The organism is Streptomyces niveus (assembly GCF_001723055.1).
Lineage (GTDB): Bacteria > Actinomycetota > Actinomycetes > Streptomycetales > Streptomycetaceae > Streptomyces > Streptomyces niveus.
In genome coordinates this window covers 48,648-54,807 of record NZ_MDCR01000178.1, presented here as the reverse complement: position 1 = coordinate 54,807, position 6,160 = coordinate 48,648, and the positions used below count along the sequence as shown (strand labels likewise).

At 72.0% G+C, this 6,160-nt stretch carries 7 protein-coding genes; 5 read left to right on the top strand and 2 right to left on the bottom strand.

From position 1 onward, the window contains the following. Positions 1 to 214 precede the first annotated feature (214 nt). Complete coding sequence (locus BHU15_RS21325) at positions 215 to 826, bottom strand: FMN-dependent NADH-azoreductase (RefSeq protein WP_031230651.1); 612 nt, start codon at positions 824 to 826, stop codon at positions 215 to 217. Between the two features lie 103 nt (positions 827 to 929). Between BHU15_RS21325 and BHU15_RS21320 the strand changes: the two genes are divergently transcribed. The 4 genes from BHU15_RS21320 to BHU15_RS21305 all read left to right on the top strand — a co-directional run bounded on the left by BHU15_RS21320 (position 930) and on the right by BHU15_RS21305 (position 4,403). Next, positions 930 to 1,295 carry a winged helix-turn-helix transcriptional regulator gene (locus BHU15_RS21320; protein WP_079128279.1) on the top strand — a complete coding sequence of 122 codons (366 nt, stop codon included), beginning with the start codon at positions 930 to 932 and terminating at the stop codon, positions 1,293 to 1,295. Between the two features lie 186 nt (positions 1,296 to 1,481). Beyond that, complete coding sequence (locus BHU15_RS21315) at positions 1,482 to 2,927, top strand: DUF2252 domain-containing protein (RefSeq protein ID WP_069628653.1); 1,446 nt, start codon at positions 1,482 to 1,484, stop codon at positions 2,925 to 2,927. A gap of 103 nt (positions 2,928 to 3,030) precedes the next feature. Beyond that, positions 3,031 to 3,963 (top strand): J domain-containing protein, encoded by a 933-nt coding sequence (locus tag BHU15_RS21310; protein ID WP_069628652.1) that lies wholly within the window; start codon positions 3,031 to 3,033, stop codon positions 3,961 to 3,963. A gap of 95 nt (positions 3,964 to 4,058) precedes the next feature. Next, positions 4,059 to 4,403, top strand: coding sequence for a rhodanese-like domain-containing protein (locus BHU15_RS21305; protein ID WP_069628651.1), 345 nt, complete (start codon positions 4,059 to 4,061; stop codon positions 4,401 to 4,403). A 7-nt stretch (positions 4,404 to 4,410) separates the two neighbouring features. Here BHU15_RS21305 and BHU15_RS21300 read toward each other — a convergent pair whose 3' ends face one another. Further along, a complete protein-coding gene (locus tag BHU15_RS21300) occupies positions 4,411 to 5,115 on the bottom strand; it encodes an FMN-dependent NADH-azoreductase (RefSeq protein WP_069628650.1) in 705 nt (234 codons plus the stop codon). Positions 5,116 to 5,195: 80 nt separating this feature from the next. Between BHU15_RS21300 and BHU15_RS21295 the strand changes: the two genes are divergently transcribed. Continuing rightward, entirely contained in the window at positions 5,196 to 6,146 is a 951-nt protein-coding gene (locus BHU15_RS21295) for a sigma-70 family RNA polymerase sigma factor (protein ID WP_069628649.1), read from the top strand. Positions 6,147 to 6,160: the final 14 nt, after the last annotated feature.

Here is a 6,160-nt window from a genome sequence, read left to right as displayed (position 1 = left end):
ATCTCGCCGATCTCGCCGATCTCGCCGATCTCACCAATCTCGCTGGTCGGTTCTTCGGTCGCTCGATCGGTTCGGCTCGGCAACATGCGGCAGGGCTCGCCCCGTGACCTACGTCACGGGGCGAGCCCTGTTCTGTTGATCGTCGGTCCTGGTGAACAGGACATCCACGGCGGCGGCTTGTGCCGCGGGGCGGCCGTACGCGTATGTGCCCCGGTCAGGCGGCGAGGCGGGCGGCCAGGGACTTGGCCTTCTGGGCCGCTTCTTCGCGCGCCTTCGCGCGGGAGGCCTCGGCGAGCGGGATGAGGTCGGCCATCGCGGGCACGGAGTGGGCCAGGGTCAGTTCGGGGACGATGAAGTCGACCTCGACGCCGAACATGCCGTTCAGCACCTTCTCCAGATAGTTCTGGACGAACTCGAAGTCCTCGCGCGGGGTGCCCGCCGCGTACGAGCCGCCCCGGCTGGCGACGACAGTGAACGGCCTGCCCTTGATCGGGCTGTCCTCGCCGGCGTTGTGGCCGTTGATGATCACGTGGTCCAGCCAGGCCTTCAGGGTGGACGGGATCGTGAAGTTGTACATCGGGGCGCCGATGAGCACCGCGTCCGCGGCGGCCAGTTCGGCGGCGAGTTCGGCGCGCAGCGCGTTCTCCGCGCCCGCGGCGACGGCCGCGATGTCCAGGTGCGGCAGCGGGGCGGCGGCGAGATCGCGGTAGACGACCTCACCCCTCGGGTGCTGTTCGCGCCAGCCGTCGACGAACGCGGCGGTGACGTCGCGGGAGGCCGATCCCTGCGGGGAGACGGCGGAGTCGAGGTGCAGCAGTGTGGCCATGAGGATCTCCATGGGTGGGGAGAGCGGATTCGTTCGTACCTATGGATAGCACAGTAGCTTACTTTTCATTAGGGACTCATGGCTGCCCCAGTACACTGACGCCATGGAGGCAAGCGGAAACCCGTGCAAGCCGGCTGATGTGGGGATGACGCGTGTCTTCGAGCTGTTCGGCAAGCGATGGACCGGGCTGATCGTGTCCGTTCTCATGCAACGCGCCGTGCATTTCGCGGAGTTGCGGCGGGCGATCCCCGGCATCAGCGAGCGCATGCTGTCCGACCGGCTCACGGAGCTGGCCGCGGCCGGGCTGGTCGTGCGCGAGGTCGAGGAAGGGCCGCCGCTGCGGGTCGCCTACCGGCTCACGGACGCGGGGGCGGCGATGGAGCCCGCGCTGGAGGAGCTGGGGCGGTGGGCCGAGAAGCACCTGGCCGGCGAGAACAGCTGCCCGAAGCGGGACCACGGTCCGGCCTAGGTTCCGTCCGGCGGCCTTGTCCGGCGGCCTTGTCCGGCGGCCTTGTCCGGTGGCCGTGGGCGGGACCGACGGGGCGTCGGGAGTCGGCAGGTCGGAGGGTTATCCACAGGGGGAGACGGCTGTCGGGGTGCGGGGGTACCGTCGTGGCCAGTTGATGTTGGTCGAGTTCGGGGGAGGCGGCGCGCCATGGGTGAGGCCGGTTCGGTGGTGACGGACGCGCGCATTCCGGTGGTGCCGGGCTTCGCGCGGCGCGAGGCTTCGGGTGACGCGGGGAGCACGCCCAAGGAGGCGGGGAAGGCACTGCGGGAGCGGGTGCCGAGGTCCTCGCACGATTCGCTGGTGCTCTCGGCCGAGCGGCCGGACGCGGTGCGGGCCGTCGAGGAGTCGAACCGTGACCGGGTGCCCGAGCTGACGCCGCTGCGGGTGGGTCGCATGGCCGCGACGCCCTTCGCCTTTCTGCGGGGCGCGGCAGGACTGATGGCGTACGACCTGGTGGGTACGCCGGTGACGGGCGCGGGCGCGCAGATCTGCGGTGACGCGCACGCGGCGAACTTCGGGTTGTACGGGGACGCGCGAGGCCGCCTCGTCATCGATCTCAACGACTTCGACGAGACGGTCGTCGGCCCCTGGGAGTGGGACGTCAAGCGGCTCGCCACCTCGCTGGTGCTCGCCGGGCGGGTGGCCGGGGCCGACGAGGAGACGTGCCGGCGCGGCGCTCAGGACGCGGTGGGCGCGTACCGGCGCACGATGCGGCTGCTGTCGAAGCTGTCGGCCCTGGACGCGTGGAACGCGATCGCCGACGAGGAGCTGGTCTCCCACACGGACGCGCGCGATCTGGTGGGGACGCTGGAGCGGGTGTCGGAGAAGGCGCGTAAGAACACGAGCGCGCGGTTCGCCGCCAAGTCGACCGAGATCGTGGACGGCGACGGGAGCGGCGGTGCGGGGGCGCAGCGGCGGTTCGTCGACGCGCCGCCCGTGCTGCGGCGGGTGCCGGACGAGGAGGCCTCGGCGGTCGCCGCCGGGCTGGGTGAGTACGTGGGCACGCTCTCGGAGGACCGGCTGCCGCTGCTCGCGCGGTACGCGATCCACGACGTGGCGTTCCGCGTGGTCGGCACGGGCAGCGTCGGGACCCGGTCGTACGTGGTGCTGCTGCTGGATCACCGGGGCGAGCCGCTGGTGCTCCAGGTGAAGGAGGCGCGGGCGTCGGCGCTGCTGCCATTCGTGGAGGCGGCCGGGTTCGGGACGGCGGGGGTGGGTCACGAGGGGCGCCGGGTGGTGCTCGGGCAGAAGCGGATGCAGGTCGTCAGCGACAACCTGCTGGGCTGGACGACGGTGGCCGGCAGGCCGTACCAGGTGCGGCAGTTCAGGAACCGCAAGGGCAGTGTGGATCCGGCCGCGCTCCCGGCCGACCAGGTCGACGACTACGCGCGGATGACCGGCGCGCTGCTGGCCAGGGCGCACGCGCACAGCGTGGACCCGCGGCTCGTCGCGGGCTACTGCGGCAAGAGCGAGGAGCTGGACGAGTCGGTCGCGGCCTTCGCCGTCGCGTACGCCGACCGGACCGAGGCGGATCACGCCGAGCTGGTGACGGCCGTCAGGAACGGACGGATAGCCGCCGAGCTCGGCGTCTGAGGGCGGCGGTGTCGCGGGGCGAGGCCCGGCATCCGTGGGGCGCCCGGGGGCGTGGCGCCAGGGATGTGGAGGAGCGGGGTGCGTTCGCCCGTAGGCTGGACGGGTGACGCAGGACGCCTTCCGGGAGCCGACGATCCGTAACGACGACGAGCAGGACGTGCCAGACGTGCCAGATGTGCCGGATGCCGCGACAGCCGCGACGACGGATGCCGGGAACGGACCGGATGCCACGGCGGGCGCCGCGGACGGGGCGGGGGCCCAGCGGCCGGAGGCGCGGCTGGAGCGGGCCGTGCGGGCCGCCGAGCAGGCGCTGATCGAGTTCGAGATCGCGCTGGAGACGTTCCGGGTCGAGGTGGAGAACTTCTCCCGGCTGCATCACCAGCGGCTCGGCCCCATGTACGCGCGGCTGGACGAGCTGGACGCGATGATCGCCGAGGCCCGCGCGTCGCGGTCGGGCGACCCGGAGGATCTGCGCAAGGCGCGTGAGGCACGGGCGATGGTGCAGCCCATGCCGGGGATCGAGGAGCTGTTCCACGACTGGCTCGACTCCGACGGTCTGTCGCCGGAGGCCGCGGCGATGCTCACCGACCAGCCGGTGCAGCCGCCGAAGCGGGTGCGGCCGACGGACGAGGTGCGCAAGCTCTACCGCGATCTCGCCCGCAAGGCCCACCCGGATCTCGCGCAGGACGAGACCGAGCGGGCCCGGCGGGAGGAGTTCATCACCCGGGTGAACGCGGCCTACGGGCGTGGCGACGAGGGGCTGCTCCGGCAGCTCGCCGAGGAGTGGGCGGCGGGGCCCGCGCCGAAGGAGCCGCGCCTGAGCGAGAGCGAGGAGCTGTACGCCCGGCTGGAGTGGCTGGCCCAGCGCAAGGAGATGCTGACGCTCGTCGCGCAGGAGCTGGAGCAGAGCGCGATCGGCGCGATGCTTCAGATGGCGCCCGACGATCCCGACCGGCTGCTGGAGGAGATCGCCGAGCAACTGCTCGCCGAGGTTTCGGGACGTGAGTCCGAACTGGCCAGGTTGGCGCAGCAGTAACGCGTCGCGTGCGCGAGGCTGTATCCGACGCATCCGGTGCACCGGCTGTACCTGTCGCACCGGCAGACACATCCGTACGAGAGAAGGCACATCACATGAGTTTCGCCCAGCTGCCCGCGGTGGATGTCGCGGCGGTACCGTCCGACGCTCTGGTGCTCGACGTCCGTGAGGACGACGAATGGGCGGCGGGCCATGTCGAGGGCGCGCTGCACATTCCGATGAGCGATTTCGTGGCGCGCTTCGGCGAGGTCACCGAGGCCGTGGCCGACGGCCGCAGGGCCTTCGTCATGTGCCGGGTCGGCGGCCGGTCCGCGCAGGTCACCCAGTATCTGGTGCAGCAGGGCATCGACGCGGCGAACGTCGAGGGCGGGATGCAGGCCTGGGACGGCGCCGGCCGTCCGATGGTCACCGACAACGGCACTGCGGCGTTCGTGCTCTGACGATCCGTCATCGGTGGTGCGCCGAGGTGGCCAGGTCGGTCATGGCGGTGCGGGCCGCCGCGAGGGAGTGGACCGCCATCTCCTGGAAGCCGGCCAGCGCCGGGACGTCGCCGGAGCGGGTCATCTCGGCGTGCGTGAAACACAGGTTCTTGTCGGCCACTCCCAGCTCGCCGAAGTACGTACGCAGATAGGGCGTCTGGAAGTCGTACGCCTCCCGTGGAGTGCCGGGGCCGTATCCCCCGCCGCGCGCGGTGACGACGACCACCCGTGTGTCGCGCAGCAGGCTGCTTCCGGTGTCCGGGTCCACGTACGCGCCGGGGAACGTCAGCCGGTCGATCCAGGCCTTCAGTGAGGCCGGTATCGAGAAGTTGTACATCGGGACGCCGATCAGCACGGTGTCCGCGGCGAGCAGCTCCTTGATCAGTGGCAGGGTCAGCGCCCACTCCCGCCGCTCGGCGTCGTTCTCGGCCAGAGCCGCCACCTCGGCGGGCGCGACGGTGCCGCGCCCCTCCACCCGCCGGCCGAGGGTGGCGTAGGCGGAGGACACCAGCGGTACGGGATCGGCGGCCAGGTCGCGGTGCCGGTGGCCGGAGGGGCCGTGCAGCGCGCGCCAGGTCTCCGCGAACAGGGCGGTCAGCTGTCTGCTGATGCTTTCCCCCGCGTCGTCGGCACTGGAGTCGAGATGCAGCAGGGAAGGCGTGTGTGTGGTCATCGGGATCGCTCCGTCACTTCTGTTGGTTCGGCTACGTCATTCAATGGACGGGCCGGAGCGAGGAAAGGTGACCTGAACCGATGGACGAGCGGGAGCGGCGGCTGAGGCATCCGCAGGAGCAGGAGCAGGGGCAAGCCCAGGACGAGCTGGCGCGGCGGTTCGAGGCCCACCGCACCCATCTGCGCGCCGTCGCCCACCGGATGCTCGGCTCGCTCGCCGAGGCGGACGACGCCGTGCAGGAGACCTGGTTGCGGCTCAGCCGGTTCGACGGCGCGGAGGTGGAGAATCTCGCCGCCTGGCTGCGGACGGTCCTCTCGCGGATCTGTCTCGACATGCTGCGCTCCCGTACGTCGCGCCGGGAGGACCCGGTGGGGCAGCGGGTCCCCGACCGGCCGTGGGGCGCCGGAGACGAGCGGGCGGCGGGCGATCCCGAGGGTGAGGCGGTGCTGGTCGACTCCGTCGGCCGGGCGATGCTGGTGGTACTGGACACCCTCGCCCCCGCCGAGCGGGTCGCGTTCGTCCTGCACGACATGTTCGCGGTGCCGTTCGACCGGATCGCGCCTCTCGTGGGCCGTTCACCGGTCACCACGAAGAAGCTCGCCAGCCGGGCACGGCAGAGGGTGCGGGGTACCACTGATGTCCCCGCCGCCGAACTCGACCGGCACCGGGCGGTTGTCGACGCCTTCCTCGCCGCGTCGCGCGGCGGCGATCTCGACGGGCTGCTCGCGGTGCTGGCCCCCGACGTCGTACGCCGGGCGGACCCCCAGGCGCTGCCCGGGGGCGCGGCCACCGAGGTCCGGGGCGCGCGGGAGGTGGCGCGGGAGACGGTGTACTTCGGGCGCAGGTCGCGGTCCGCGGAGACGGCACTGGTCAACGGGGCGGTCGGCGTGGTCGTGGCGCCGCACGGCCGGCTCCTCTACGCGCTCACCTGCACCGTCGAGGGCGACAGGATCGCGGCCTTCGAGGTGATCGCCGACCCCGAGCGCCTGCGCGGCCTGGAGATCGCGGTGCTGGGCGGGCCCGTGACGTGACGCCGTGCGCCGCC

Excerpts from the sequence above, each read along its gene's own strand:
- BHU15_RS21325 (WP_031230651.1), bottom strand. The coding sequence starts at position 826 with ATGGCCACACTGCTGCACCTCGACTCCGCCGTCTCCCCGCAGGGATCG.
- BHU15_RS21320 (WP_079128279.1), top strand. The coding sequence starts at position 930 with ATGGAGGCAAGCGGAAACCCGTGCAAGCCGGCTGATGTGGGGATGACG.
- BHU15_RS21315 (WP_069628653.1), top strand. The coding sequence starts at position 1,482 with ATGGGTGAGGCCGGTTCGGTGGTGACGGACGCGCGCATTCCGGTGGTG.
- BHU15_RS21305 (WP_069628651.1), top strand. The coding sequence starts at position 4,059 with ATGAGTTTCGCCCAGCTGCCCGCGGTGGATGTCGCGGCGGTACCGTCC.
- BHU15_RS21300 (WP_069628650.1), bottom strand. The coding sequence starts at position 5,115 with ATGACCACACACACGCCTTCCCTGCTGCATCTCGACTCCAGTGCCGAC.
- BHU15_RS21295 (WP_069628649.1), top strand. The coding sequence starts at position 5,196 with ATGGACGAGCGGGAGCGGCGGCTGAGGCATCCGCAGGAGCAGGAGCAG.